At 72.1% G+C, this 25721-nt stretch carries 23 protein-coding genes; 17 read left to right on the top strand and 6 right to left on the bottom strand.

Features of this window, described 5'->3' with window-relative positions:
• Nucleotides 1–9 precede the first annotated feature (9 nt).
• Both QWM81_RS14715 and QWM81_RS29120 read right to left on the bottom strand, forming a co-directional pair.
• Nucleotides 10–1839: a lasso peptide isopeptide bond-forming cyclase gene (locus QWM81_RS14715; protein WP_290112371.1), complete on the bottom strand. Its 1830-nt coding sequence runs from the start codon at nt 1837–1839 to the stop codon at nt 10–12.
• A gap of 86 nt (nt 1840–1925) precedes the next feature.
• Nucleotides 1926–2057, bottom strand: a complete 132-nt coding sequence (locus QWM81_RS29120; RefSeq protein WP_353938300.1) for a keywimysin-related RiPP — start codon at nt 2055–2057, stop codon at nt 1926–1928.
• Nucleotides 2058–2482: 425 nt separating this feature from the next.
• On the opposite strand from QWM81_RS29120, the gene QWM81_RS14720 reads away from it, so the two are divergent.
• The 4 genes from QWM81_RS14720 (at nt 2483) to QWM81_RS14735 (ending at nt 7427) form a co-directional block, all read left to right on the top strand.
• Nucleotides 2483–3679, top strand: a complete 1197-nt coding sequence (locus tag QWM81_RS14720; protein ID WP_290112372.1) for an argininosuccinate synthase — start codon at nt 2483–2485, stop codon at nt 3677–3679.
• A gap of 100 nt (nt 3680–3779) precedes the next feature.
• On the top strand, nt 3780–5207 hold the full coding sequence (argH, locus tag QWM81_RS14725) for an argininosuccinate lyase (protein ID WP_290112373.1): 1428 nt from the start codon (nt 3780–3782) through the stop codon (nt 5205–5207).
• Between the two features lie 127 nt (nt 5208–5334).
• A complete protein-coding gene (locus QWM81_RS14730; protein WP_290112375.1) occupies nt 5335–5886 on the top strand; it encodes a TetR/AcrR family transcriptional regulator in 552 nt (183 codons plus the stop codon).
• On the top strand, nt 5883–7427 hold the full coding sequence (locus QWM81_RS14735) for an MFS transporter (protein ID WP_290112376.1): 1545 nt from the start codon (nt 5883–5885) through the stop codon (nt 7425–7427). The genes QWM81_RS14730 and QWM81_RS14735 overlap by 4 nt, the downstream gene beginning before the upstream one ends.
• An 86-nt stretch (nt 7428–7513) precedes the next feature.
• Here the strand turns inward: QWM81_RS14735 and QWM81_RS14740 are convergent, their stop codons facing one another.
• Nucleotides 7514–8272: a lysophospholipid acyltransferase family protein gene (locus tag QWM81_RS14740; RefSeq protein ID WP_290112463.1), complete on the bottom strand. Its 759-nt coding sequence runs from the start codon at nt 8270–8272 to the stop codon at nt 7514–7516.
• 134 nt (nt 8273–8406) lie between these two features.
• On the opposite strand from QWM81_RS14740, the gene QWM81_RS14745 reads away from it, so the two are divergent.
• The 3 genes from QWM81_RS14745 to QWM81_RS14755 all read left to right on the top strand — a co-directional run bounded on the left by QWM81_RS14745 (nt 8407) and on the right by QWM81_RS14755 (nt 10815).
• Complete coding sequence (locus QWM81_RS14745; protein ID WP_290112377.1) at nt 8407–9552, top strand: glycerophosphodiester phosphodiesterase; 1146 nt, start codon at nt 8407–8409, stop codon at nt 9550–9552.
• Between the two features lie 159 nt (nt 9553–9711).
• Complete coding sequence (locus QWM81_RS14750; protein ID WP_290112378.1) at nt 9712–10299, top strand: sigma-70 RNA polymerase sigma factor region 4 domain-containing protein; 588 nt, start codon at nt 9712–9714, stop codon at nt 10297–10299.
• A 39-nt stretch (nt 10300–10338) separates the two neighbouring features.
• The gene (locus QWM81_RS14755) at nt 10339–10815 is read left to right on the top strand and encodes a GNAT family N-acetyltransferase (protein WP_290112379.1); all 477 of its coding nucleotides are present in this window, start codon (nt 10339–10341) and stop codon (nt 10813–10815) included.
• Here QWM81_RS14755 and QWM81_RS14760 read toward each other — a convergent pair.
• Together QWM81_RS14760 and QWM81_RS14765 are read right to left on the bottom strand one after the other, a co-directional pair.
• Nucleotides 10793–11209: a hypothetical protein gene (locus tag QWM81_RS14760; protein WP_290112380.1), complete on the bottom strand. Its 417-nt coding sequence runs from the start codon at nt 11207–11209 to the stop codon at nt 10793–10795. The two genes, QWM81_RS14755 and QWM81_RS14760, sit on opposite strands and share 23 nt — an antisense overlap.
• A 1-nt stretch (nt 11210) precedes the next feature.
• The gene (locus QWM81_RS14765; RefSeq protein ID WP_290112383.1) at nt 11211–11570 is read right to left on the bottom strand and encodes a hypothetical protein; all 360 of its coding nucleotides are present in this window, start codon (nt 11568–11570) and stop codon (nt 11211–11213) included.
• A 73-nt stretch (nt 11571–11643) separates the two neighbouring features.
• On the opposite strand from QWM81_RS14765, the gene QWM81_RS14770 reads away from it, so the two are divergent.
• The 9 genes from QWM81_RS14770 (at nt 11644) to QWM81_RS14810 (ending at nt 23714) form a co-directional block, all read left to right on the top strand.
• Nucleotides 11644–12303 carry an HAD-IA family hydrolase gene (locus tag QWM81_RS14770; protein ID WP_290112464.1) on the top strand — a complete coding sequence of 220 codons (660 nt, stop codon included), beginning with the start codon at nt 11644–11646 and terminating at the stop codon, nt 12301–12303.
• 362 nt (nt 12304–12665) lie between these two features.
• Complete coding sequence (locus tag QWM81_RS14775; RefSeq protein ID WP_290112385.1) at nt 12666–13808, top strand: methionine ABC transporter ATP-binding protein; 1143 nt, start codon at nt 12666–12668, stop codon at nt 13806–13808.
• Nucleotides 13805–14476, top strand: coding sequence for a methionine ABC transporter permease (locus QWM81_RS14780; RefSeq protein WP_290112387.1), 672 nt, complete (start codon nt 13805–13807; stop codon nt 14474–14476). The genes QWM81_RS14775 and QWM81_RS14780 overlap by 4 nt, the downstream gene beginning before the upstream one ends.
• A 67-nt stretch (nt 14477–14543) precedes the next feature.
• Nucleotides 14544–15431, top strand: a complete 888-nt coding sequence (locus tag QWM81_RS14785; RefSeq protein ID WP_435372372.1) for a MetQ/NlpA family ABC transporter substrate-binding protein — start codon at nt 14544–14546, stop codon at nt 15429–15431.
• 149 nt (nt 15432–15580) lie between these two features.
• Entirely contained in the window at nt 15581–16228 is a 648-nt protein-coding gene (locus QWM81_RS14790; protein WP_290112389.1) for a GNAT family N-acetyltransferase, read from the top strand.
• A gap of 113 nt (nt 16229–16341) precedes the next feature.
• Nucleotides 16342–17562, top strand: coding sequence for a precorrin-6y C5,15-methyltransferase (decarboxylating) subunit CbiE (gene cbiE / locus QWM81_RS14795; protein ID WP_290112391.1), 1221 nt, complete (start codon nt 16342–16344; stop codon nt 17560–17562).
• A gap of 305 nt (nt 17563–17867) precedes the next feature.
• Entirely contained in the window at nt 17868–21164 is a 3297-nt protein-coding gene (gene cobT, locus QWM81_RS14800; protein ID WP_290112393.1) for a nicotinate-nucleotide--dimethylbenzimidazole phosphoribosyltransferase, read from the top strand.
• A gap of 414 nt (nt 21165–21578) precedes the next feature.
• A complete protein-coding gene (gene cobA, locus QWM81_RS14805; RefSeq protein ID WP_290112395.1) occupies nt 21579–22811 on the top strand; it encodes a uroporphyrinogen-III C-methyltransferase in 1233 nt (410 codons plus the stop codon).
• An 84-nt stretch (nt 22812–22895) separates the two neighbouring features.
• The gene (locus tag QWM81_RS14810) at nt 22896–23714 is read left to right on the top strand and encodes a TrmH family RNA methyltransferase (RefSeq protein ID WP_290112397.1); all 819 of its coding nucleotides are present in this window, start codon (nt 22896–22898) and stop codon (nt 23712–23714) included.
• A gap of 10 nt (nt 23715–23724) precedes the next feature.
• On the opposite strand, the gene QWM81_RS14815 is transcribed toward QWM81_RS14810, so the two are convergent.
• Entirely contained in the window at nt 23725–24984 is a 1260-nt protein-coding gene (locus QWM81_RS14815) for a serine/threonine-protein kinase (protein ID WP_290112398.1), read from the bottom strand.
• 516 nt (nt 24985–25500) lie between these two features.
• Between QWM81_RS14815 and QWM81_RS14820 the strand changes: the two genes are divergently transcribed.
• A complete protein-coding gene (locus tag QWM81_RS14820) occupies nt 25501–25707 on the top strand; it encodes a hypothetical protein (protein WP_290112399.1) in 207 nt (68 codons plus the stop codon).
• The last annotated feature ends 14 nt before the right edge of the window (nt 25708–25721 follow it).

Below are 25721 nucleotides of genomic sequence, written 5' to 3' on the forward strand. Positions count from 1 at the left end.
CTGTTTCCGTCAGCCCGCGACGGTGGCGGTTTCCAGCGTACGCAGCCAGACTTCGCACGCCACGGTCTGAAAAAGCGCGTCGAATTGCAGGGTGGGAGGCAGCGGTCGGCTGCACACCTCGCGCAGTGCGTCCGGGTCGACCAAGTCCAGTCGGGCCAGCCGGGATTCCTCGCACAGGGCGAGCAATTCGGCCCGGTGCTCGCGCAGTCCCGCCTCCACCTCATAGGACCCCTCATCCTTGGTGTGGCGGGTGAGGCTCTCGTCGGGAACGACACCGCGCATCGCTTCGACAATGAGCGGCTTGTACTGCCAGGGCGTGATCCTGTCCTGCGGCCGCACCGCCAGCCCCGCCTCGATGACCCGGTCGTCGTAGTACGGGGCGGACAGGGTGATCCCGAGCCCGGCGGCCATCTGACCCAACTGCCTCACCATGCGCGACGTACTGCGCATCGCCTCCAGCTCGACGTGCTGCCCGCGCCCTTCGGCCAGGGGTTCGGCGGTGGGGGCGGCGGTGCGGATCAGCTCCCGCACCGCATCGACCGCGTGCGGTGTCGCCCACGGGGGCATCCGCGGCGGTGAGCCCCAGTCCAGGGTGGGCGTGTCCATCGGGGGTGGTACGGCGGTGAGTTGGCCGGCGACCCGGGCCAGCCACGCCCGGTAGGGGCTGCGGTCCCACAGTTGCCGCAGCGCTTCCCGGTGGGACCACGGGCGCTGGGCGGCGAAACCACGCACGCGCTGGAGCGCGGTCCTCGGGTGGGTGCGCAGCAGCGCGTGCAGGTGCGCCGGCGATCCGGCGAGCAACTCGTCCCCGCCGAAGCCGGTCAGGTGCCGTCGTGAGCCACGCGCCGCGGCCAGCCGCGGGACGACCAGCCATCGGCTGCTGTCGACGGCGGCCGGGCACGGCTCGTCGAACCGGTCGCGCGTGTCGCGCAGCCCCTCGTACACCATCGGCATCCGGTCCCCGGGGATGATGTGGTGCTCCACGTTCCCCAGCCCGGCGACCGTGCGGCGGGCCCACGTCACATCGTCGCCCACGGGGTCCCGGCCGTCGGCGGTGTACGCGACGACGCCGGCCCCGCCCCGGGCGGCCAGGGAGCACACCGACGTCGAATCCAGCCCGCCCAGGTCGCAGCTCACCAGATCCCGTCCCCGGACCCGTACCTCGACCGCCGCCGACAGCGCCTCCCGCAACGCGGGCGCGCCCTCGGCCATCGGAACCACTGGCTCCGGAGGCGTCCACCAGGTGACCGTCCGTCGCCGTCCGTCGCGACCGAGCACCAGGTAGCGGCCGGTCGAGAGGACGTCCACGCCCCGCCACACCGGCTCGCCCGCCAGGGGGTACAGCGCGAAGGAATCCAGCAGGTGGAGGGCCAGCCGCCGCCTGTCCACCCCGGCGTCGAGAAGCCCGGCCAGCACGTCGGCCCGGTCGGAGGCCACCGACACGTCACCGACGTCCGCGTGGAACACCGGGCGCAGGCCGGTGAGGGTCCCCTGGATCCGTACGTCACCGGCGACCGAGGCGGCCAGGTGAAAGCTTCCCGTCATGGACCCGGCGAGTCCGTCCAGGTCGGCGACCGTGCTGGTCCGACCCGCCGCCGTGGTGAGCCGGCCGGCGGTCACCGCGTGCTCACCGATGACGGCGATCCTTACCGGGCCCGCCTCGCCCACGGCCATGGAGTCCGGAGACCAGCGCCCGAGCAGCCAGGGCCGCCCCGAGGGATGGCTGACCTCCTGTACCGCCCGGTCGCGCAGCGCGGCCCCGACCGGGGCGGCCGCAGCACGGTCGGGAAGAACGACGAACCAGCCGGGGATCTCGTCAAAAACCGGAAAATCGACCACGACGGTGCCTTTCCTGGACGCCGCGAGGCGGGAGAACCACATGTGGTGGTGGGGTCAACGGAAACCCACCACCACCTGGCAACGCGTCACAGGCTGAACCGGAGGACGAGCCTCTTTTCCGGTCCCCTGTCGGTGCCCAAGCCGGTCTTGCGGAAAGAGCCGGCCGCGGTCAGAGTCGGACGCTCGTATGCACGCATGTCGTTCACCTCCTTTCGCATCTCAAGCGAATTGTGCGGTGTTCAAGGAGTCGTGTCTCAGCGCGACATTCACATCATCAACCTCACTGCCCAGCCTAGACCTTGGTGAGGAGATCGCAACACCGTTACCCTTTCAATGACTTCGCGCTGACGCACGCCCTATTCCCTGAATGCGCAACAGAATTCATTCACATTCAACGGTCATAGGCATCAACTGCTCAGCGTGAGAGGACGGTTCTCCTCCGCGCACCACACGGACCTGCGTGATGCCTCGCGGGCACGCGTGATGCCCCGTGGACGCGGGCGCGTGCCCGGCCGGGCCCCCGCGCCGCGCCCGACCGTCGCCACCGCACGCCCGCGCGTGTCCGCACAGGCCCACGTTGACGAAACATACGGGGGAGTGCATACTTATGCTCATTACCGCATGCACCGTTAAGGAGAAACCCGTGACCGAGCGCGTCGTACTCGCCTACTCGGGCGGACTGGACACCTCCGTCGCCATCGGCTGGATCGCCGAGGAGACGGGTGCCGAGGTCATCGCCGTCGCCGTGGACGTCGGCCAGGGCGGCGAGGACCTGGACGTCATCCGTAAGCGCGCGCTCGCCTGCGGTGCGGTCGAGGCTGAGGTCGCCGACGCCAAGGACGAGTTCGCCGACGAGTACTGCCTTCCGGCGATCAAGGCCAACGCGCTGTACATGGACCGTTACCCGCTGGTCTCGGCGCTCTCCCGGCCGGCCATCGTCAAGCACCTGGTCGCCGCCGCCAGGAAGCACAACGCCTCGATCGTGGCCCACGGCTGCACGGGCAAGGGCAACGACCAGGTCCGCTTCGAGGCCGGCATCCAGGCCCTCGGCCCCGACCTGAAGTGCATCGCACCCGTCCGGGACTACGCGATGACCCGGGACAAGGCCATCGCCTTCGCCGAGAAGGCGGAGCTGCCCATCGCGACGACCAAGAAGTCCCCGTACTCCATCGACCAGAACGTGTTCGGGCGGGCCGTGGAGACCGGCTTCCTGGAGGACATCTGGAACGGTCCGATCGAGGACATCTACGAGTACACCTCGAACCCGGCCACCCCGCGCGAGGCCGACGAGGTCATCATCACGTTCAAGGAGGGCGCGCCGGTCGCCATCGACGGCAAGCCCGTCACCGTGCTCCAGGCGATCCAGCAGCTCAACGAGCGCGCCGGCGCCCAGGGCATCGGCCGGATCGACATGGTCGAGGACCGGCTCGTCGGCATCAAGTCCCGCGAGGTCTACGAGGCGCCCGGCGCCATCGCGCTGATCACCGCCCACCAGGAGCTGGAGAACGTCACCGTCGAGCGTGAGCTCGCCCGCTACAAGCGGCAGGTCGAGCAGCGCTGGGGCGAGCTGGTCTACGACGGCCTGTGGTTCTCGCCGCTCAAGCGGGCCCTGGACGGCTTCATCAACGAGGCCAGCCAGCACGTCTCCGGTGACATCCGGATGACCCTGCACGGCGGCTGCGCCGTCGTCACCGGCCGGAAGTCGGACGAGTCGCTCTACGACTTCAACCTGGCGACGTACGACTCGGGCGACACGTTCGACCAGTCCAAGGCGCAGGGCTTCATCGACATCTTCGCCCTGTCGTCGAAGATCGCCGCGCGGCGCGATCTGCGGGCATAGCCCGACGCCGGCCTCGCCTGACCCGACTCGTTCGACAGCCGCCTCCTCACCCAGCGGTGGGGAGGCGGCGGTACATCCGCACCCCTCCAGAGGAGCAGCAGTGAGCAGCAACAACGGTGACGTCCGGCTCTGGGGCGGCCGTTTCGCCGACGGTCCCGCCGAGGCGCTGGCCAAGCTGTCGGCGTCCGTGCACTTCGACTGGCGTCTGGCGCCGTACGACATCGCCGGCTCCCGCGCCCACGCGCGTGTGCTGCACAAGGCCGGGCTGCTGACCGCCGACGAACTCACGCGCATGCTCGCCGGGCTCGACCAGCTGGAGGCGGACGTCGCCGACGGCTCCTTCGTCGGCACCATCGCCGACGAGGACGTCCACACCGCCCTGGAGCGCGGCCTGCTGGAGCGCCTCGGCCCCGACCTGGGCGGCAAGCTGCGGGCGGGCCGGTCCCGCAACGACCAGGTCGCCACGTTGTTCCGGATGTACCTGCGCGACCACGCCCGGATCATCGGCGGGCTCCTCGCCGACCTCCAGGACGCGCTCGTGGGCCTGGCGGAGGCGCACCCGGACCTCGCCATGCCGGGCCGTACGCACCTCCAGCACGCCCAGCCCGTGCTCTTCGCCCACCATGTGCTCGCCCATGTGCAGGCGCTGTCCCGGGACGCGGAGCGGCTGCGCCAGTGGGACAAGCGCACGGCGGTCTCCCCGTACGGCTCCGGCGCGCTGGCCGGCTCGTCCCTGGGCCTCGACCCGGAGGCGGTCGCCAAGGACCTGGGCTTCGAGAACGGCAGCGCCGGCAACTCGATCGACGGCACGGCCTCGCGCGACTTCGTCGCCGAGTTCGCGTTCATCACCGCGATGGTCGGCGTGAACCTCTCCCGGATCGCCGAGGAGGTCATCATCTGGAACACGAAGGAGTTCTCCTTCGTGACCCTGCACGACGCGTTCTCGACCGGCTCGTCGATCATGCCCCAGAAGAAGAATCCGGACATCGCGGAGCTCGCGCGCGGTAAGTCCGGCCGCCTCATCGGCAACCTCACGGGGCTGCTCGCCACCCTGAAGGCGCTCCCCCTCGCGTACAACCGCGACCTCCAGGAGGACAAGGAGCCGGTCTTCGACTCCTGCGACCAGCTGGAGGTCCTGCTGCCGGCGTTCACGGGCATGATGGCCACGCTCACGGTCAACCGGGAGCGGATGGAGCAGCTCGCCCCGGCCGGCTTCTCGCTCGCGACCGATATCGCGGAGTGGCTGGTCAAGCAGGGCGTACCGTTCCGCGTGGCGCACGAGGTCGCGGGGGAGTGCGTCCAGGAGTGCGAGGCGCACGGCATCGAGCTGGACCAGCTCACCGACGAGCAGTTCGCCAAGATCTCCGAGCACCTCACCCCGGAGGTACGGACGGTCCTGAACGTCCCCGGCGCCCTCGCCTCCCGCGACGGCCGGGGCGGCACCGCCCCCTCCGCCGTCGCCACCCAGCTCGCCGAGGTCAAGGCGGACCTGGTGATCCAGCACGCCTGGGCCGAAGCCAAGGGGTAACACAGCAGCCAAGAGCCCGCTCACAGCGCCGCCGTCCGGTTCGCCGGACGGCGGCGCTGTCGTTGTCGGACAGGAGCCGCCCCAAGCTGGTGAGACGTTGATGTCTCATTTGGGCTATGGTTGTCTCATGACAGTCGATCGTGAGCAGGTGCTGCGCACCGCCGCCGCCCTCCTCTCCCGCAAGGCGACCGCCACCATGGACGAGGTCGCCCGCGCCGCCGGCATCGGCCGCGCGACCCTGCACCGGCACTTCGCCGGGCGGGACGCGCTGGTCAGGGCGCTGGAAGCGCTCGGTATCCAGGAGTTCGAGGCGGCCATCGACCAGGCCAGGCTCCACGACGGAACCGCCGAGGAGGCGCTGCGCCGCCTCGTCGCCGGACTGGAGCCCGTCGCGGGACTGCTCGCGTTCCTCGTCACCGAGAACCAGCTCTTCGAGGGCGACCAGATGAACGAGGGCTGGGCCCGTCTCGACGCCCGGGTCTCCGCCCTCTTCCGGCGCGGCCAGGAGCGCGGCGAGTTCCGGATCGACCTCACGCCCGCTTGGCTCACCGAGGCGCTCTACGGGCTGATCGGCACCTGCGCCTGGGCCGTGCAGGACGGGCGGGTGGCCGCCAAGGACTTCCAGTACATGATCGTCGAGTTGCTGCTCGGCGGAGCACGCAGGAGCGTGGAGAGATGACCCGTACAGATCAGTCCGCCAAGGAATCGGAGGTTCTGCACCGCCCGGGCCGATGGCTGGCACTCGCCGTACTGGTCCTGGCCGTGCTGCTGGTGGCGGTCGACGCGACCGTCCTCGGTCTCGCGACCCCCTTCCTCAGCGAGGACCTCCGCCCGACCGGCACCCAGCTGCTGTGGATCGGCGACGTCTACTCCTTCGTCATCGCCGGGCTCCTCGTCACCATGGGCAGCCTCGGCGACCGCATCGGCCGCAAGAAGCTGCTGCTGACCGGAGCCGCGGCGTTCGGCGCCGTCTCCGTGCTCAACGCGTACGCCACCACGCCCGAGCTGATGATCGTCGCCCGTGCGCTGCTCGGTGTCGCGGGCGCGACCCTCATGCCGTCCACGCTCGCGCTCATCCGCAACCTCTTCCACGACCCGCGCGAACGCAGCCTCGCCATCGGCATCTGGGGCGCCATGGCCTCCGCCGGCGCGGCCGTCGGCCCGGTCGTCGGCGGGTTCCTCCTGGAGCACTTCTGGTGGGGCTCGGTCTTCCTGATCAACCTGCCCGTGATGGTGGTCCTGGTCGTCGTCGGCGCCAAGTTCATCCCCGAGTCGAAGAACCCGGCGCCCGGCCCGTGGGACCTGCCCAGCGTGGCGCTCTCGCTCATCGGCATGATCGGTGTCGTCTACGCCGTCAAGGAAGCCGCCGCGCACGGCCTGCGCCTCGACATGGGCGTCGCCGCCGTGATCGGCGTCGCCGCGCTGGCCTGGTTCGTACGCAGGCAGCTGCGGCTCGACGCGCCGCTGCTCGACATGCGGCTCTTCCACCACCGGGGCTTCTCCGGGGCGGTCCTCGCCGACCTGCTGACCATCCTGGGCCTGTCCGGGCTGGTGTTCTTCCTCTCCCAGTTCCTCCAACTGGTCCAAGGACGCCACCCCCTGGAGGCAGGGCTCGCCGAACTCCCCGCCGCGATCGGCGCGGTGACGGCCGGTCTGATCGCGGGCGTCGTCGCCCGCCGGTACTCGGTACGGTCCGTGGTCTCCGGCGGCCTCGCCGCGGTGGGCCTGGCGCTCGCCGTGCTCACCCTGCTCGACCGGTCCACCGGCTATCCGCTGCTCGGCGCGTCGCTGCTCGTCGTCGGCATCGGCGCGGGCTTCGCGTTCACGGTGACCGCGGACGTCATCCTGTCGAGCGTGCCCAGGGAACAGGCGGGCGCCGCGTCGGCGGTGTCCGAGACGGCGTACGAACTCGGCGCGGCGCTCGGTATCGCCCTCCTGGGCTCCGTGGTGACCGGCGTCTACAGCGACTTCGCCACGCCCGACGGCGTCCCCGCCGGCACGGCGGCGGCCGCGCACCAGTCACTGGGCGGCGCCGTGGAGGCGTCCGCCGACCTGCCGGAGGCGACGGCCGGCGCGCTGGTCACCGCCGCGCAGGACGCGTTCGTCGAGGGCCTGCGCATCGCCGCCGGTGCCGGTGCGGCGGTCCTGCTGGCGACGGCGGTCGCGGCCTGGTTCCTGCTGCGCGGCCAGAAGCTGGCGGAGGGCATCGAGCACCCGTGACGCACGAGGAAGGGCCGCGCCCCCGGCGGGGCGCGGCCCTTCCTGACACCTACGTCATACGTGGTCAGGCGCACTCAGGCGTCCTGTTACGCGGCCTTCGCCTTCGTGGCGTACATGTCCACGTACTCCTGCCCCGACAGCCGCATGACCTCGGCCATCACCGAGTCCGTCACCGCCCGCAGCACGTACCGGTCGCGGTCCATGCCCTCGTAGCGCGAGAACTCCATCGGCTCGCCGAAGCGCACCGTCACCCGGCCCGGGCGCGGCAGGCCCGCGCCGCCCGGCTGGAGCTTGTCCGTGCCGATCATCGCGAACGGCACCACCGGCGCGCCCGTCATCAGCGTGAGCCGCGCGATCCCCGTACGGCCCCGGTACAGCCGCCCGTCGGGGGAGCGGGTGCCCTCCGGGTAGATGCCGAAGACGTTGCCCTCCTCCAGCACCCGGCGCCCCGTCATCAGCGCGGCCACGCCGCCATTGGCGCCGTCCCGGTCCACCGGGATCATGCCGACGCCCGTGAAGAACCACGCCATCAGGCGGCCCTTGAGGCCCTTGCCCGTGACGTACTCGTCCTTGCCGATGAAGAAGACCTGCCGGTCGCACACGATCGGCAGGACGATCGAGTCGATGAACGTCAGATGGTTGCCCGCCAGGATGACCGGACCGGTGCCGGGGATGTTCTCGGCGCCCTCCACCCGGGGGCGGAACATCAGGCGCATGACCGGGCCGAGCACTGCCTTGATGAGCGCGAAGCGGGACAACGAGTCCTCCGTCGAAGTAGCCGACCACGTACGTGACCAGTATGTGCAGGTGAGGACGATACTCGCGGGTTGCCCCCGCCCGCACATCGGGTTCACCGAGTCGATACGCAGTGTTGACCCGCGTTTGCCACGAGTTCGTCCAGGGTCTCCCGTACGTAAGGCACCGCTGCCTACGATCGGCCTCGCTCAACAGTCCGAAAATTGCTCACGAAGGAGCCTCCATGACACAGGGTGCGCGCAGGAGTCCGGGCCGCCGGACCGTCCTCGGAGCGGCGGTGCTCGGCTCGGCCGCCCTCTCCCTGGGCCCGGGCGGCACCGCCGCGCAGGCGTCGACCCCGGCGGATTCCCGCCGTCGGCTGCCAGTCCCGACGGTCATCGCGCACCGCGGAGCCAGCGGCTACCGGCCCGAGCACACCCTCGGCTCGTACCAGCTCGCGCTGGACATGGGCGCCGACGTCATCGAGCAGGACCTCGTCCCGACCAAGGACGGGCATCTGGTCTGCCGCCACGAGAACGACATCACCGGGACGACGGACGTCGCCGACCACCCCGAGTTCGCCGCCCGCAAGACCACCAAGACCGTCGACGGCACGTCACTGACGGGATGGTTCACCGAGGACTTCACCCTGGCGGAGCTGAAGACGCTGCGCGCCAAGGAGCGCATCCCGGGCACGCGCCAGGAGAACACCGTCTACGACGGGCGCTGGACCATACCCACCTTCGAGGAGGTGCTGCGCTGGGCCGAGAAGGAGGGCCGCCGGCGCGGCCGCCCCGTCTGGCTGTACGTCGAGACCAAGCACCCCACCTACTTCCGGGGGCTCGGCCTCGGCCTGGAGGAGCCGCTCGCGAAGCTGCTGCGCCGGTACGGGCGCCACCGCGCCGACTCGGCGACCTTCCTCCAGTCGTTCGAGCCGAGCAGCATGCAGCGGATGGCCAAGCTCGTCTCCACACCGCGCGTCGTGCTGCTGTGGACCCCGGACGACCGTCCCTGGGACTTCCGCGAGGCGGGCGACCCGCGCACGGTCGCGGACCTGATCACGCCCGAGGGCCTGACGTGGATCGCGTCGTACGCACAGGGCATCGGCCCCCTGCTCGACCTGGTCATCCCCAAGGGCAAGGACGGCAAGCTGGGCAAGCCGACCACCCTGGTGCGGGACGCGCACGCCAAGGGTTTGATCCTCCACCCGTACACGCTGCGCAACGAGAACACCTTCCTGCCGGCCGACTTCCGGCGCGGCACGGACCCGGCGGCGTACGGGGACGTCTTCGGCGCGTACGAGGCGTACTTCGCCACCGGCATCGACGGCATCTTCACCGACCAGCCCGACACGGGCCTGCTGGCCGCCGCGGACTTCCGCGACCGCTGACGCGTCGCCCCGCGGGGTGGGGCGCCCGCGCGCATGGGCGCCCCACCTCCGGTACCGCACCGGGCACGCCCGTCAGCCGGCGGCCGGGGCGACCGCCCGGACGGGGGGTTTGAGGCGGAAACGGCAACCGAGGATGGGCCGGGCGGTGTCGTGCCCGGCATGACACCCCCCAAGCAGACTGCCGAGCAGAGCCCCGAACAGGCCCCCGAACAGGCCCCCGAACCACCCGACTCGGCCCTCCCCGCCCTGGTCGGAGCCCTGACGCCCCTGCTCGCCGCCGAGTCGCAGGCGGAAGCCGCGGCCGCCGGGGTCGAGCCCGCCGACCTCGAACAGGCCGTATGGCTCAGGCTCCTGGAGCGTTTGGACGGCGGGCCCGGCCTGCCGCACCGGCCCGCCGACTGGCTGCGCCGCACCGTCCGGGCCGAGGCCCGCCGCGCCCGCCGGACCGTCGTACGGGAACTGCCCTACGACGGGGACCCCGCGTCGGAGGCCGAAACCGACGTGGCCGCGCTCGGCGCCGAACGCCGCCGGGCGCTGCGTACCGCCGTCGGCCGCACGCCCCCGCACTGCCGTCGGCTGCTGACTGCGATGCTGTCGCCCACCGACCCCACCTACCGCGAAATCGCAGGGGAGTTGGGTATCTCACAAGGAAGTTTGGGACCCATGCGTTCCCGTTGCCTGGGATGTCTGCGCAGAATGCTCGCGGCGGAGGTTGCCGTTCCTGAACATCGGGGAAAGGAGCGGTAGACCGACAGGGCGGACCAGGTGAGCCGGAGGCATGCATTCATGGGCATGAGCGTGACCATCTCAGCGGCAAGCGCGCAGGACGCCGAGCAGATCCTCAAGTTGCAGTACCTGTGCTACCAGAGCGAGGCGGAGCTGTACGGCGACTACAGCATCGAGCCCCTCACCCAGTCACTCGACGACCTGACGGCCGAACTCGACCGCGGCCACGCCCTGGTCGCCCGCCTCGGCGACGAGGTGATCGGCTCCGTACGCGGCCGGATCGACGACACCGGCACCGCCACCATCGCCAAGCTCATCGTCCACCCACGCATGCGCCGCCACGGCCTGGGCGGCCGCCTCCTCGACGCCATCGAGCTGCACTTCGCGGCCGACCCCGCCGCCAAGCGCTACCAGCTGTTCACCGGCCACCGCAGCGAGGCCAACCTGAGCCTCTACCGCAAGAAGGGGTACGAGACCGTCGCCACCCGCGAGGCCGGCCCCCGCCTGACCCTCGTCACGCTGGAGAAGGCCGCGTAGGCGCCGTCCCCGCCTTCCGCAGCCACAGGATTCCGGTCACCGGCAGCAGCACCGGAATGAAGAGGTACCCGTATCCGTAATCGGACCAGACCGTGGCGTCCGGGAAGGCGCCCGGATCGGCCAGCGTCCAGGTCCCCACGGTCAGCACGCCCACCAGCTCGGCGGCGCAGCACACCAGCGCCGCCCTGCGGGCCCTCTCCCCGCCCCGCACCAGCGTGTACGTGATGAACACGTACACCACGGCGGCCATGGCCGAGAGTGTGTACGCCAGCGGCGCCCGGCCGAACTCGGTGACGATCTGCAGCGCCGACCGCGACACCGCGCCGACCGACATCACCCCGTACAGCCACACCAGCAGCATCCCCGGCCCCCGGGACAGACGGCGCCCCGTCATCTCAGCGCTCCCAGATGTCGAAGAGGCGCACTTCCAGCACCGCCAGCACCACCGCGCCCGCCGCGACGGTCGCCGAGCCCCACCGGGTGCGCTCCGCCAGCGACATGAACCCCGCCGCGGGCACCGCGCAGAACGCGCCGATCAGATACGCCAGGAAGATCGCCGTTCCCTCGTCGGCCTTCTCGCCCCGCGCCAGCCGCACAATGCCGACGACCAGCTGCGCCAGCGCCAGCACGGTGACCACGGCCATGCCGATGAAGTGCCAGTCCTTCGTCGGCTGGTCCCGGTACGCGGCGAAGCCGCACCAGGCGGCCAGGGCGAGCGCGGCCACGGAGAGTGCGACCGTCAGGGCGTGAAGCATGCGCACGAGACTATTACGGGCCAAAAGACCCGGTGTCACCGGCCCCGGCGGGGCGAACGTAGGGTCGATGACCATGAAGATCCACGCCGAAGCCCTCCTGTTCGACAACGACGGAACGCTCGTCTCCTCCCTGGAGTCCGTCCACCGCTGCTGGTCGCGGTGGGCGGAGGAGTACGGCATCGCGGCCGAGGACTTCGCCCGTGTCGAGCTGCACGGCCGCCCCGCCGTCGAGATCATCGCCGAGCTGCTGCCCGCCGACCGGACAGCCGGGGCCCTGGCCCGTATCGAACAGCTGGAGGTCGACGACGTACCCGGCGGCGTGGAGCTGCTGCCCGGTACCAAGGAACTGCTCGCCTCCCTCCCGGCCGGCCGCTGGGCCGTCGTCACCTCCGCGACGCGGCCGCTCGCCGAGGCCCGGCTGCGCGAGGCCGGCATCGAGGCGCCCGTCGTCATCGCGGCCGACGACATCACGCGCGGCAAGCCCGACCCCGAGCCCTATCTGCTCGCCGCCGCGAAGCTGGGCGTGGACCCGGCGGCGTGCGTGGTCTTCGAGGACGCGCCGGCCGGGCTGGCCGCGGGCCGGGCCGCCGGCATGGCCACCGTGGCCTTGACCACAACGCACGACCCCTCCGAGCTCGTCGCCGACGTGGTCGTACCCGACCTGTCGGCGGTATCCGCGCAGGCCACGGACGGGGGAGTGACGGTCGTCGCCGTGGGCGGCCCGTCCGCATGAGGGACAGCGGCTGTCCGCTATTCGGACAGCCGCCCAGGGGCCGAAAGCACCTCTGGTTTACTGGCACGCATGACCACGACGAGCAGCCGCACCCGTGCGACCGAGGCGATGACGACGCCCGGTGCTCGTTGTATGTGTCGAATGTGCGCCTTCTGAGGGCCCCTGACTGAGCCTCGCGCCCCGAAGCGAGGCCCGACAGCCGAGCCGTCGCCCCGTCCGTACGAAACCGCCGGACCGCGACGCCCGCCCCGCGCACGCGCCTCCCCGGCCACCCGCCGAACCAGCCGTGCCGCGCGTCGGAACGACGAATGCCCCGTGCCCGGCGGACACCGCGCCGTGCACTCGACAGTGACGGAAACCCTGTGATCACCACTACGGGCCTGACCAAGGTCTACGAGTCGCGAGGCCGCCAGGTCACCGCTCTGGACGGCGTCGACCTCCATGTCCGCGAAGGCGAGGTCTTCGGCGTCATCGGACAGAGCGGCGCCGGCAAGTCCTCGCTCATCCGCTGCGTCAACCTCCTCGAACGCCCCACCTCCGGCACCGTGACGGTCGACGGCACCGACCTCACCGCACTCGCCGGGCGCGGCCGCCGCGCCAACAAGGACCTGCGCCGGGCACGCAGCCGCATCGGCATGGTCTTCCAGCACTTCAACCTGCTGTCCTCACGCACCGTCAAGGACAACGTCGAACTCCCCCTGGAGATCCTCGGCGTCTCCGGCGCCGACCGCTCCCGCCGCGCCCTGGAGCTCCTCGACCTCGTCGGCCTCGCCGACAAGGCCAGGGCCTACCCCGGCCAGCTCTCCGGCGGCCAGAAGCAGCGCGTCGGCATCGCCCGCGCCCTCGCCGGCAACCCCAAGGTGCTGCTCTCCGACGAGGCGACCAGCGCGCTGGACCCGGAGACCACCCGCTCCATCCTCCAGCTGCTGCGCGACCTCAACCGGCAGCTCGGCCTGACCGTCCTGCTCATCACGCACGAGATGGACGTCGTCAAGCAGATCTGCGACTCGGCCGCCCTGATGAAGAAGGGGCGCGTCGTCGAGTCGGGCACGGTCGCCGAACTGCTCGCCACCCCCGGCTCCGAACTCGCCCACGAGCTGTTCCCGGTGACCGGCGACGCGTCCGGCCCCGGCAGCACGGTCCTGGACGTCACCTTCCACGGCGAGGCCGCGACCCAGCCGGTGATCTCGCAGCTCTCCCGTACGTACAACATCGACATCTCGATCCTCGGCGCCGCGATGGACACCGTCGGCGGCCGGCAAATCGGCCGTATGCGGATCGAACTCCCCGGCCCTTACGAGGAGAACGTCGTCCCCATCGGCTTCCTGCGCGAGCAGGGTCTCCAGGCCGAGCTGGTCGCCCCGGACGCCGATGCAGACGCCGGCGCAGGCGCAGGCGCAGACGCAGACGCAGACGCAGAGGCCGACGCCGACGCCGACGTGCAGGAGAAGGCCGCCGTACCTGCCCAGAACGCCCCGAAGCTGGTCAAGGAGATCGCCAAGTGAGCTGGTCGGAGATGCAGCCCCTGCTCACCCAGGGAACCATCGACACCCTGTACATGGTGCTGTGGGCCACCGTCGTCTCGGTCATCGGCGGACTGCCGATCGGCGTCCTGCTGGTCCTCACCGACAAGGGGGGACTGCTGCAGAACACCGTCGTCAACAAGGTGGTCGGCGCGATCGTGAACATCGGCCGCTCGCTGCCGTTCATCATCCTGCTGGTCGCCCTGATCCCCTTCACCACTCTCGTGGTGGGCACCTTCATCGGCCCGACCGCGATGATCGTGCCCCTCGCCATCGGCGCCATCCCGTTCTTCGCCCGCCTCGTGGAGACCGCGATCCGCGAGGTCGACCACGGCCTGGTGGAAGCCGTCCAGTCGATGGGCGGCTCGATCCCGACGATCATCCGCAAGGTGCTCCTCCCGCAGGCCCTGCCGTCGCTCGTCTCCGCCGTCACCACCACCGTGATCGTGCTCATCGGCTACTCGGCGCTGGCCGGCGCGGTCGGCGGCGAGGGCCTCGGCGCCAAGGTCATCACCTACGGATACCAGCGCTTCGACACCCAGTTCATGCTGGTCACCGTGGTGGTCCTCATCGTGATCGTCACCGTCGTCCAGCTCGTCGGCGACGGCATCGTGCGGCTCCTCGCCCGCCGTGGCCGCACCGCTTCCTGACCTCACCCCAAGCAGCCCGCACTCCTTGTCCGGGCGTTGTCCGCACCACCAGAAAGAGGCACTTTTCGTGCGTAAGAACATCAAGCCCATCAGGTCCGTCAAGCACACCAAGCTCACCACGGCCTTCGCCGGCATCACCGTCCTCACCCTCGGCCTGACCGCCTGCGGCACGGCCTCCGACCCGTCGTCCAAGGCCGAAGGCGGCAAGGCCGACGCGTCCAAGCCCCTCGTCGTCGCGGCCTCCCCGACCCCGCACGCCGACATCCTCACCTTCGTCAAGGACAACCTGGCGAAGAAGGCCGGCCTCACGCTGGAGGTGAAGGAGTTCACGGACTACGTCCTGCCCAACACCGCCACCCAGCAGGGCCAGGTCGACGCCAACTACTTCCAGCACAAGCCGTACCTGGACGACTTCAACAAGAAGAACGGCACCACCATCGTCCCGGTCGTCAACGTCCACCTGGAGCCCCTGGGCCTCTACTCCAAGAAGCTCAAGGACCTCAAGGACCTGAAGGCCGGCCAGACCGTCGCCGTCCCCAACGACACCACCAACGGCGGCCGCGCCCTCAAGCTGCTCGCCGACAACGGCGTCATCACCCTCAAGGACGGCGTCGGCTCCGGCGCCAAGCTCTCCGACATCACGGACAAGAAGGGCCTGGAGTTCAAGGAGCTGGAGGCCGCCACCGTGCCCCGCGCCCTGAACGACGTCGACGCCGCCGTCATCAACGGCAACTACGCCATCGAGGCCGAGCTCAGCCCTGCCAAGGACGCCCTGGCGCTGGAGAAGGCCGAGGGCAACCCGTACGCCAACTTCCTCGCCGTCAAGAAGGGCAACGAGAAGGACGCCCGCGTGCGGAAGCTCGCCACGCTCCTCAACTCGCCCGAGGTGAAGAAGTACATCGAGGACACCTACAAGGACGGCTCGATCATCCCGGCCTTCGGCGCGGTGAAGTAACCCCGCCCGTCCCGGCCCCAGGCCCCGCGCACCCCGTCCGGTGCGCGGGGCCTGTGCCGTATCGACGCATCCGTACCGACCCGCCCATGCGCACCACCGGCTGCATGCTGCATGCTGTGCGTCCACGGCCTTTACGGACGGTCCCCGGCATGGAGCTGCGCATGACTACCACCTTTCCGGACATCTCCATCAGCACGGAACGGTTGGTGCTGCGCCCCTACGAGGAGTCCGACATCCTCGCGCACACCGAGATGATGAACGACGAGATGGTCGTCGCCTGGACCTCCGTACCCCACCCGTACACCACCGCCGACTCCGAGGAGTGGGTCCGCAGGATCGCTCCTGCTCGACGCGGCGAGGGTCGCGGAGTCGTCCTCGCCGTCACCGAATTCCTCACCCAGCGGCTCGTCGGCACCATCGACCTGCGCAACACCGACTGGCGCACCCGCGCCACCGAAGTCGCCTACGTCACCGCCCCCTGGGCCCGCGGCGAGGGATACGCCACCGAATCCGTCCTCGCCGTCGCCCAATGGCTCTTCCGCGACCAGCACTTCGAGCGACTGGAGCTGCGCACCCCCGCCGACAACACCGCCTCCCAGCAGGTCGCCCAGAAGATCGGCTGCATCAGCGAGGGTGTGCTGCGCAACGCCTGGATAGCGAGGACCCAGACCGAGGACGGCGGCTGGACCGACATCAGGACCGACCTGATCGTGTGGAGCCTGCTCCCCGAGGACCTCGAAGGCGCCGCCGACCAGGTCGCCGACACCGGATACTCCTCCTTCACCGACTGGAACTGACACCCGGTTCTCCCAGGTGCCGGGTTTCCCCAGGTGCCGGGTTCCCCGGGTGCCCGAGGTACCCTCACCACGCGCCCCACGACCCGCACCAACACCCCAGGAGACAGACGAAGATGGCCGACCGGGTCACGGTGATCGGCTGGGACGGCTCGCCCCTCACCACGGCCGCCGGTTCCGCCCTCTCGGCCGCCACCCTCGTGGCCGGAGCCGCCCACCACCTGGCGCTCCCCGAAGTCCCGCCGACCGCCGAACGCATCCGCCTCGGCAGCGTCGACCTCGCCGCCCGCCGCATCGCGGGCCACCGCGGCACCGCCGTCGTCCTCGCCGACGGCGACCCCGGCTTCTTCGGCGTCGTACGCACCCTGCGCGCACCCCAGTACGGCCTGGAGGTCGAAGTGGTGCCCGCTGTCTCCTCCGTCGCCGCCGCCTTCGCCCGCGCCGGCATGCCCTGGGACGACGCCGAGATCGTCGTCGCCCACAGCCGTACGCTGCGCCGCGCCGTCAACGTCTGCCGGGCCCACCCGAAGGTCGCCGTCCTCACCTCCCCGGGCGCCGGCCCCGCCGAGCTCGCCCTGCTCCTCGACGGCGTCCACCGCACCTTCGTCATCTGCGAGGAACTGGGCACCGCGCGCGAACAGGTCACCGTCCTCACCTCCGACAAGGCCGCCGACCACGCCTGGCGCGACCCCAACGTCGTCATCGTCATCGGCGGCGCCCCCGCCGGGGCCGCACCGGCCGCACCCGGCGGCGGATGGCTGATGGGCCGGGACCCCGGGCCGGTACGCGGCTGGGGGCTGCCCCCGCACGCGTACGGCGGCGAGCTCGGCACCGGCGAGGCGGCCGGTCTGCGCGCCGCGCAGCTCGCCCGCCTCGGCCCGCGCACCGGCGACCTGGTCTGGGACATCGGCTGCGGCGCCGGAGCGCTGGCCGTGGAGGCCGCCCGGTTCGGCGCGGCCGTCATCGCGGTCGACGAGGACCCGGGCGCCTGCGCCCGCACCGAGGCCGCCGCTCGCCACTTCGGCGTACAGCTCGAGACCGTGGCCGGCCGCGCGCCGCACGTGCTGGAGCGGCTGCCGGAGCCCGATGTCGTACGGATCGGGGGCGGGGGAGCGGCCGTCGTCACCGCCTGCGCGGACCGCCGCCCCGAACGGATCGTCACCCACGCCACCACCCGCGACGAGGCCGAGGCCATCGGCGCGGCGCTCGCGGACGGGGGTTACGCGGTCGAGTGCGTCCTGCTCCAGTCCGTCGAACTGGACGCCGGTGCCTGGTCGGAACGCGACCGCTCGGTCGTCTTCCTGCTGTCCGGGCACAGGCCCGCCCCCTCCCCGTGACCATGCCACTACGGGACGGCAGGTAGGCTGGCCGATCGTTGTACCGCAGCCGGGTGTTCGGTGGTTCGTTCGCCAATGTCCCGAAAAAGTGACCCTTTTGGGGTGCGGAATGTGGTACAGCGCTACCGGGGGACGCGCGACGTGGCGCAGTCCACAGCCGAGGGTGGCGGATCTCGCTACCACGGCGGCCGAAGGCCGCGACAATACGTGATGTCCGCGTGCCGTTCGTGCCGCGCGGCGCGCACGCTCGTTGTTGTTGGCGGGCGATGGTCTGAAGGAGCACAACCGATGGGCGAGGGGTACGCATGACTGACACCGGCCAGGTCCCGGGCGAGGGGCAGCCGGAGAACGCAGGCATGGTGGAGCAGCCGGGCATCCCCGCTCCGGGCGCGTACACCTTCCTGGATCCCTCCGAGACCGCTGCCGAGGACGACGACCTGCTGCTGATGCCCGGTTCGCAGGGCGCGTGGAGCGAACCGCACACCCACGTGGACCCGGTGGGCGCGGCCATGATCGCGGAGCAGGCGCAGCAGGCGCAGCAGGCCGTGTACGAGTCGGTCGCGCAGGAGCAGCCCGCTCCGGTGTACGAGGCGCCCGTCGCCCAGGTGGACGCCCACGAGGCCGGTGGCCGTGACTCCGGCTCGGTCGACCTGGGCGGCGTACGCATGCCGGAGCCGCAGCCGCAGCCGCAGCCGCAGCCGGAGCCCGCGCGGCGGCCGCTCCACATGGGCCCGCCGGTTCCCGACACCTCGGGCGGCGTGGTCCGCTCCCTCGCGGACCGCGGCCCGGCGAACCCGGGTCCCGCGACCTCCGGTGGTCTGGAGTACCTGGACGTGCCGCGCGAGGAGCCCGCGCCCGTACTGCCGGGGCCCCAGCTCGGCGAGCTCCCGCCGCAGAGCGCGGAACCGTGGTCGGCGCAGCCGCAGCCCGCGGCAGCAGAAACGGTCGTTCCGGAACCGGCCCCCGCGCCGGCCGCCCGGTTCGTCCAGGTCGAGGGCTCCGTCCCGACCACCCCGCACCTCGCCCCGGTGCCGCAGCCGGCCGCAGACCCGGTCGCCCCCGCCCCGGAGCCCGTCGCCCCGGAGCAGCAGGCCCAGGCCCCGGAACCGGTCGCCCCGCCCGCCCCGGAACCGGTCGCCCCGCCCGCCCCGGAACCGGTCGCCCCGCCCGTCCCGGAGCAGCAGGCCCCACAGGCAGCGCCCGAGCCCGTCGCCGCAGCCCCGGAACCCGTCGCCGCAGCCCCGGTCCCTGCGCCCGTCGCTCCTGCCCCCGAGCCCGTCGCCACGGCGCCCGAGCCCGTCGCCGCAGCTCCCGCCCCGGAACCCGTCGCGCCTGCCCCGGCCCCTGCGCCCGTTGCCACGGCCCCCGAGCCCGTCGCCACGGCGCCCGAGCCCGTCGCCACGGTCCCGGCCCCGCGCGACGGCGGCCCCAACGCAGCCGAAGCCGCCGCGCCCGTCGCCGCCGCCCCCGAGGCACCCGCGGAGCCCGTGGCACCGGCGCCCCCGGAGCCGACTGCGCCCGCACCGGCGGAGCCCGTGGCGGCCGAGCCCGCCCCCGTAACGGAACAGCCCGCGGTCGCCGAACAACCTGTGGCCGCCGAGCAGGCGGTCCCGGCCGAACAGCCCGCCGCACAGCCGCTGGCCGCCGAGCAGCCCCCGGTCGCCCAGCCGGCCCCGGTGGAGCAGCCCCCGATGGCCGACGAGCTCCCGATGGCCGAGCAGCCTCCGGCCGCCGAACAACCGCTGGCCCCCCAGCCGGTGGTTACCGCGCCCGTGGCCGAGGAGCCCGAGGAGGCCGCAGCCGCCGACAACGGGCAGAACACCCACAGCACCCAGCACAGCGACAACACGCGGCACACGGAAAGCGCCACCGCCCCGGCCCCCGCCTACGGCGACGTCGAGCGGGAAGCCGTCCTCCGCGTCATGCGCGAGCGCCGCGACATCCGCAACGGCTTCCGCAGTGACCCGATCCCGCACGAGGTCCTCCTCCGCGTACTGGAAGCCGCGCACACCGCGCCGTCCGTGGGCCACTCGCAGCCCTGGGACTTCGTCGTCATCCGCTCCGCCGAGACGCGGCGCACGATGCACGAACTCGCCCAGCGCCAGCGCGAGGCGTACGCCAAGTCGCTCCCCAAGGGCCGGGCCAAGCAGTTCAAGGAACTGAAGATCGAGGCCATCCTCGACACCCCGGTCAACATCGTCGTTACCGCCGACCCCACCCGGGGCGGCCGGCACACCCTGGGCCGCCACACGCAGCCGCAGATGGCGCCGTACTCCTCCGCGCTGGCCGTCGAGAACCTGTGGCTCGCCGCCCGCGCCGAGGGGCTGGGCGTCGGCTGGGTGAGCTTCTTCGACGAGCGTGAGATGGTCCGGGCCCTCGGCCTGCCCGAGCACCTGGAAGTCGTCGCCTACCTCTGTGTGGGGTACGTGGACGAATTCCCGGAGGAGCCGGAGCTGATGCAGGCGGGCTGGTCCAAGCGCCGCCCGCTGTCCTGGGTCGTCCACGAGGAGACGTACGGCCGCCGTGCCCTGCCCGGCGAGGAGCCGCACGACCTGCTCCAGGAGACCGTCACCAACATCCGTCCACTCGACGCCAAGGCGCTCGGTGAGGCGTGGGAGCGGCAGAAGCGGATGACCAAGCCCGCCGGCGCGCTCGGCATGCTGGAGATCATCTCGGCTCAGCTCTCGGGCCTGTCCCGGAAGTGCCCGCCGCCGATCCCGGAGCCCGCGGCCGTCGCGATCTTCGCGGGCGACCACGGGGTGCACGCCCAGGGCGTCACCGCCTGGCCGCAGGAGGTCACGGCGCAGATGGTGGCCAACTTCCTCGGCGGCGGCGCGGTGTGCAACGCGTTCGCCAACCAGGTCGGCGCGGAGGTCTGCGTGGTCGACGTCGGCGTCGCCGGTGACCTGCCGGCCACGCCGGGTCTGCTGCCGCGCAAGGTGCGCCCCGGCACGGCCGACTTCACCACCGGCCCGGCCCTCACCCGCGAGGAGGTGCTCGCGGCGGTCGAGGTCGGCATCGAGACGGCCCGCGACCTGGTCGCGGCGGGCAACAAGGCGCTGCTCACCGGCGAGATGGGCATCGCCAACACCACCGTCTCCGCCGCGCTGATCTCGGTCTACACGGACATCGACGCCGCCGAGGTCACCGGTCGCGGCACCGGCATCAACGACGAGATGCACGCCCGCAAGGTCGACGTCGTACGCCGCGCGCTGGAACTCCACCAGCCCGACCCGGCCGACCCCATCGGCGTCCTGTCGGCCATCGGCGGCCTGGAGCACGCCGCGCTCGTCGGCTTCATCCTCGGCGGGGCGTCCCTCCGTACCCCCGTCGTCCTCGACGGCGTCTCGGCGGGCGCGGCGGCGCTGGTCGCCCGGGCCATCGCCCCCGAGGCCCTCGCGGCCTGCATCGCGGGCCACCGCAGCGCGGAGCCGGGCCATGTGGCGGCCCTCAACAAGCTGGGCCTGCGCCCCCTGGTCGACCTGGACCTCCGCCTCGGCGAAGGCACCGGCGCGCTGCTGGCCCTCCCGGTGATCCAGAGCGCGGCCCGGGCCATGCACGAGGTGGCCACGTTCGACTCGGCGGGCGTCACGGAGAAGTGAGCCCCGCGGTGTGAGGGGCCGAGGTCGAGGTGAGGGGTGCTCGGACGCAAAGGCGCGAAGCGCAGTCCGAGCCCCCACCGGAGCACCCGGCCCCCGCCCCTGCCCACCGCCAGGAGCCCACCGCCGAGCACCCCTCCCAAGGCACCGCCCCAAGGCAGGCCCCAAAGCATCCCCGCAGCGCACCCGTCACCGGGCACACCCGAACACCCCGGGCCCCATGCCCGCATGTCCCCACGCCCGGGGCACCGCCCACCGGGGCACCCACCCCACCCACCCCACCCAACGCCCCCGCCCGCGTCGCCGCCGCGACCCGTATCGTGGTCCGCAACGTCTCACCCCCCGCCCCACCAGCCGCTTCACCGTCGCAGCGGCCGCCGCACAGAGCAACACCCCGCCCGAGGAGCCCGCACCGCCATGGTCGAGTACGCCGAGCACCCCGCCTACCCCGTCGGACTTCGCCTCTCCGGGCGCCGTGTCGTCGTCATCGGCGGCGGGCAGGTGGCCCAGCGCCGGCTCCCCGCCCTCATCGCGGCCGGTGCCGACGTCACGCTCGTATCGCCGTCCGCCACCCCCTCGGTGGAGGCCATGGCGGAGGCGGGCGAGATCCGCTGGGAGCGCCGCCGGTACGAGGACGGGGACCTGGCCGACGCCTGGTACGCCCTGATCGCGTCCAGCGATCCCGAGGCCAACGCCCGTGCCTCCGCCGAGGCCGAGCGCACCCGCACCTGGTGCGTACGCTCCGACGACGCCGAGGCGGCCACGGCGTGGACGCCCGCGACCGGCCGCAGCGAGGGCGTCACGGTGGCCGTGCTGACCGGGCACGACCCGCGCCGTTCCGCGGCCGTGCGGGACGCGATCGTCGAGGGGCTGCGCGACGGCTCGATCGCGGCTCCGCACCACCGCTCCCGTACCCCGTTCGTCGCCCTCGTCGGCGGCGGCCCCGGCGACCCGGACCTGATCACGGTCCGCGGCCGCCGCCTGCTCGCCGAGGCGGACGTGGTCATCGCGGACCGCCTCGGCCCCCGCGACCTCCTGGACGAGCTGCCGCCGCACGTCGAGGTGATCGACGCGGCGAAGATCCCCTACGGCCGTTTCATGGCGCAGGAGGCGATCAACAACGCGCTGATCGAGCACGCCAAGGCGGGTAAGTCCGTGGTCCGCCTCAAGGGCGGCGACCCCTTCGTGTTCGGGCGCGGTATGGAGGAGGCGCAGGCGCTCGCCGAGGCCGGCATCGCCTGCACGGTGGTGCCGGGCATCTCCAGCTCGATCAGCGTTCCGGGCGCGGCGGGCATCCCGGTCACGCACCGCGGGGTGGCCCATGAGTTCACGGTGGTCAGCGGCCATGTCGCGCCGGAGGACCCGCGCTCGCTGGTCGACTGGGAGTCCCTCGCCAAGCTGCGCGGCACGCTGGTGATCCTGATGGGCGTCGACAAGATCGGCGCGATCGCCAAGGCGCTGGTCGCCCACGGCAAGGCCCCGGACACGCCGCTCGCACTGGTCCAGGAGGGCACGACGGCCACGCAGCGCCGCGTGGACGCGACGCTCGCGACGGTCGCGGAGAAGGTGAAGGCGGAGGATGTACGCCCGCCGGCGGTCATCGTCATCGGCCCGGTCGTCGCCGAAGGCCCGCACAAGAACACGAAGTAACACGCCGGCACCCCACCCCCGACGACCGCCCCACCCCCGACGACCGCCCTACCCCACCCAACCCCCGACAAGGCGTATCACCCAGTGGCCGAGCTCATCACCATCGACGATCCCGACGACCCGCGCCTGCGCGACTACACGGGCCTGACCGACGTCGAACTGCGGCGCAGGCGCGAGCCCGCAGAGGGGCTGTTCATCGCCGAGGGCGAGAAGGTCATCCGCCGCGCCAAGCAGGCCGGGTACGAGATGCGCTCCATGCTGCTGTCGGCCAAGTGGGTCGACGTCATGCGGGACGTCATCGAGGAGGTCCCGGCGCCCGTGTACGTGGTGACGCCGGACCTCGCCGAGCGCGTCACCGGCTACCACGTGCACCGCGGCGCGCTCGCCTCCATGCAGCGCACGCCGCTGCCCACGGCGGGCGAACTGCTCCATCACGCCCGCCGGGTGGTCGTCATGGAGGGCGTCAACGACCACACCAACATCGGCGCGATCTTCCGCAGCGCCGCCGCCCTCGGCATGGACGCGGTGCTGCTCTCCCCGGACTGCGCGGACCCGCTCTACCGCCGCTCGGTGAAGGTGTCGATGGGCGCCGTCTTCTCCGTACCGTACGCCCGGCTGGAGACCTGGCCCCGGGGTCTGGAGACGGTACGCGGGGCGGGCTTCAAGCTGCTCGCGCTGACCCCCCACGAGAAGGCCACCCCGATCGACGAGGCGGCCCCGCACCGTCTCGACAGGGTCGCCCTGATGCTGGGCGCGGAGGGCGAGGGCCTGTCCGCCAAGGCGCTGACCGCGGCCGACGCGTGGGTACGCATCCCGATGGCGCACGGCGTCGACTCGCTCAACGTGGGCGCGGCGGCCGCGGTCGCTTTCTACGCCGTGGCCACCGACCGCCCCGGGGCCTGAGAGCCGCCGGCTATCCCTGGAGGCCCTGCGCCGCCGCGATCCCCAGCAGCACGATCAGCGTCACCACCACGAAGACGAAGATCCGCTGACGCAGCAGTCGCGGGTTCGCCGGCCGGCGCCCGCCCGTGCCCGTACGCCCGCCCGTGCCCGTACGCCCGCCCGCGCCCGTACGCCCGCCCGCGCCCGTGCGCGCGCCGGGCCGGGACGCCGTCCGGCCGCCGCCGGTCCGTGACTGGGTGCGGGACGACGAGGTGCGGGAAGCCCGCGCCCCGGGCCCCGGGGCGGGCGTCCGGTGCGTACGCCCATGCGTGCCGCGCTCGCCACCACCGCGCTCGGTGGTGCGTTCCATCGTGCGCTCGGTGTACCGCTCGGTGAGCCGCCCCGTGGGCCGGTCGTCCACGGGCCGTGACGCCGGGCGCGGGGTGACGGGGCGCCCGTCCGGCAGGCCCTGAGCCTCCCGCGCGGCGATCTCCTTGAGCCGCATGGACAATTGCAGGGTGCTGGGCCGGTCCTCCGGGTCCTTCGCGAGGCAGGCCCGTACGAGTGGCGCGAGGGCGTCCGGCACGCCCTGCAACTGCGGCTCCTCGTGCACCACCCGGTAGAGCATGACCTCGGAACTTCCGTGTCCGAAGGGCGAGTCGGCCATCGCCGCGTACGCCAGCGTCGCACCGAGCGCGAACACGTCCGTCGCCGGAGTCACCGCCGCGCCCCTCACCTGCTCGGGCGCGAGGAAGCCGGGCGAGCCCACCGCCGTACCGACGTGGGTGAGCGTGGACGCGCCGGTCGCCCAGGCGATACCGAAGTCGATGATCCGCGGGCCCTTGGGCGACAGGAGGATGTTCGACGGCTTGAGGTCCCGGTGCACGACCCCGGCCTCGTGGACCGCCACCAGGCCCTCCGAGAGCGCCGCCCCGATGGCGGCCACGTCGGCGGCGCCCAGGGGGCCTTCCTCGGCGACCTTGTCGTGCAGGGAGGGCCCGGGCACGTACTGCGTGGCGAACCACGGACGCTCCGCCTCCAGGTCGGCCGCCACCAGGCGCGCCGTGCACCCGCCCCGGATGCGGCGCGCGGCCGACACCTCGCGGGCGAACCTCGACCTGAACTCCTGGTCCTCGGCGAGATCCGGCCGGATCACCTTCAGGGCCACCCGCTGCCCGCGCCGGTCGGAACCGAGGTACACGACCCCCATGCCGCCCGCGCCCAGCCGCCGGTGGAGCCTGAACGAGCCGACGACACGCGGATCCTCGCGCCGGAGCCGCATCATCGCCATGTCCATCCCCGCTGCCCAGTGTCCGTGTGACGTGGCACAGCTTACGTACCCACGCCCCAGTGCGCTCATAGGCCGCGCCCTCGCGAGGCGATCGATTGTCAGTGCCGGGCGGCACACTTGAGGAGTGGTCAGGGCCCGGCCTACCCCCGCCGGCGGACCTGTGCGGTTTGCCAACGCTGCGCCGTGGAAGGGGGATTGACTCCATGGCGCGGGGGACGGCGCGATGTGAAGGGAGACCAGGGGGTTACGGGGGGAGGGCAGTGGAGTGAGGGATGTCACCCATCCCCGGAACAGCCCCTTCCCCTCCGGGAAGACCCTCAGGCCCAGGCCCCCGTCTCCACCCAGGGGAGTACGCCGGGCGGCCGCGGGTCATCCTCCGGGAGGCCCGGGAATCGGTACGCGGGCATGACGCCAGGGTCGCTCCGGCTCCCTAATGTTGAGGTCAAGCGGCGGGTGGCAGCACTCGTCCCCCGAGGTCGGACACCCGCCGCCGCCAGATACGACAGGAGAGGGACCATGGCCGACACGGCTTCGCGGACGGTGATCCGCACGCAGGGACGCAAGGCGGTCGCCTCGTTCGGCGGCCGTCCGTCCGGCAGGCGTCACCCGCTGGTGGCGACAGCGATGGTTCTTCCTCTGGCCGCGCTCCTGGTGGTCGTCTTCGGCGGCTGGGAGGCAGTGGTCACACAGGCGTCGTCCGTGGGCGTGATGCTGGGGCGCTGAGCGGCGCCCCGGAC

The sequence above is a fragment of the Streptomyces ficellus genome, from assembly GCF_030406405.1.
In the GTDB taxonomy this organism is placed as follows: Bacteria; Actinomycetota; Actinomycetes; order Streptomycetales; family Streptomycetaceae; genus Streptomyces; species Streptomyces ficellus_B.

Coding starts and splice junctions, on each gene's coding strand:
- QWM81_RS14740 (WP_290112463.1), bottom strand. CDS start 8,272: ATGTGCGGGCGGGGGCAACCCGCGAGTATCGTCCTCACCTGCACATAC.
- QWM81_RS14815 (WP_290112398.1), bottom strand. CDS start 24,984: ATGGCGATGATGCGGCTCCGGCGCGAGGATCCGCGTGTCGTCGGCTCG.
- QWM81_RS14790 (WP_290112389.1), top strand. CDS start 15,581: ATGGAGCTGCGCATGACTACCACCTTTCCGGACATCTCCATCAGCACG.
- QWM81_RS14735 (WP_290112376.1), top strand. CDS start 5,883: ATGACCCGTACAGATCAGTCCGCCAAGGAATCGGAGGTTCTGCACCGC.
- QWM81_RS14765 (WP_290112383.1), bottom strand. CDS start 11,570: ATGCTTCACGCCCTGACGGTCGCACTCTCCGTGGCCGCGCTCGCCCTG.
- QWM81_RS14730 (WP_290112375.1), top strand. CDS start 5,335: ATGACAGTCGATCGTGAGCAGGTGCTGCGCACCGCCGCCGCCCTCCTC.
- cbiE (WP_290112391.1), top strand. CDS start 16,342: ATGGCCGACCGGGTCACGGTGATCGGCTGGGACGGCTCGCCCCTCACC.
- cobA (WP_290112395.1), top strand. CDS start 21,579: ATGGTCGAGTACGCCGAGCACCCCGCCTACCCCGTCGGACTTCGCCTC.
- QWM81_RS14770 (WP_290112464.1), top strand. CDS start 11,644: ATGAAGATCCACGCCGAAGCCCTCCTGTTCGACAACGACGGAACGCTC.
- QWM81_RS14820 (WP_290112399.1), top strand. CDS start 25,501: ATGGCCGACACGGCTTCGCGGACGGTGATCCGCACGCAGGGACGCAAG.
- QWM81_RS14760 (WP_290112380.1), bottom strand. CDS start 11,209: ATGACGGGGCGCCGTCTGTCCCGGGGGCCGGGGATGCTGCTGGTGTGG.
- QWM81_RS14745 (WP_290112377.1), top strand. CDS start 8,407: ATGACACAGGGTGCGCGCAGGAGTCCGGGCCGCCGGACCGTCCTCGGA.
- QWM81_RS14750 (WP_290112378.1), top strand. CDS start 9,712: ATGACACCCCCCAAGCAGACTGCCGAGCAGAGCCCCGAACAGGCCCCC.
- QWM81_RS29120 (WP_353938300.1), bottom strand. CDS start 2,057: ATGCGAAAGGAGGTGAACGACATGCGTGCATACGAGCGTCCGACTCTG.
- QWM81_RS14755 (WP_290112379.1), top strand. CDS start 10,339: ATGGGCATGAGCGTGACCATCTCAGCGGCAAGCGCGCAGGACGCCGAG.
- cobT (WP_290112393.1), top strand. CDS start 17,868: ATGACTGACACCGGCCAGGTCCCGGGCGAGGGGCAGCCGGAGAACGCA.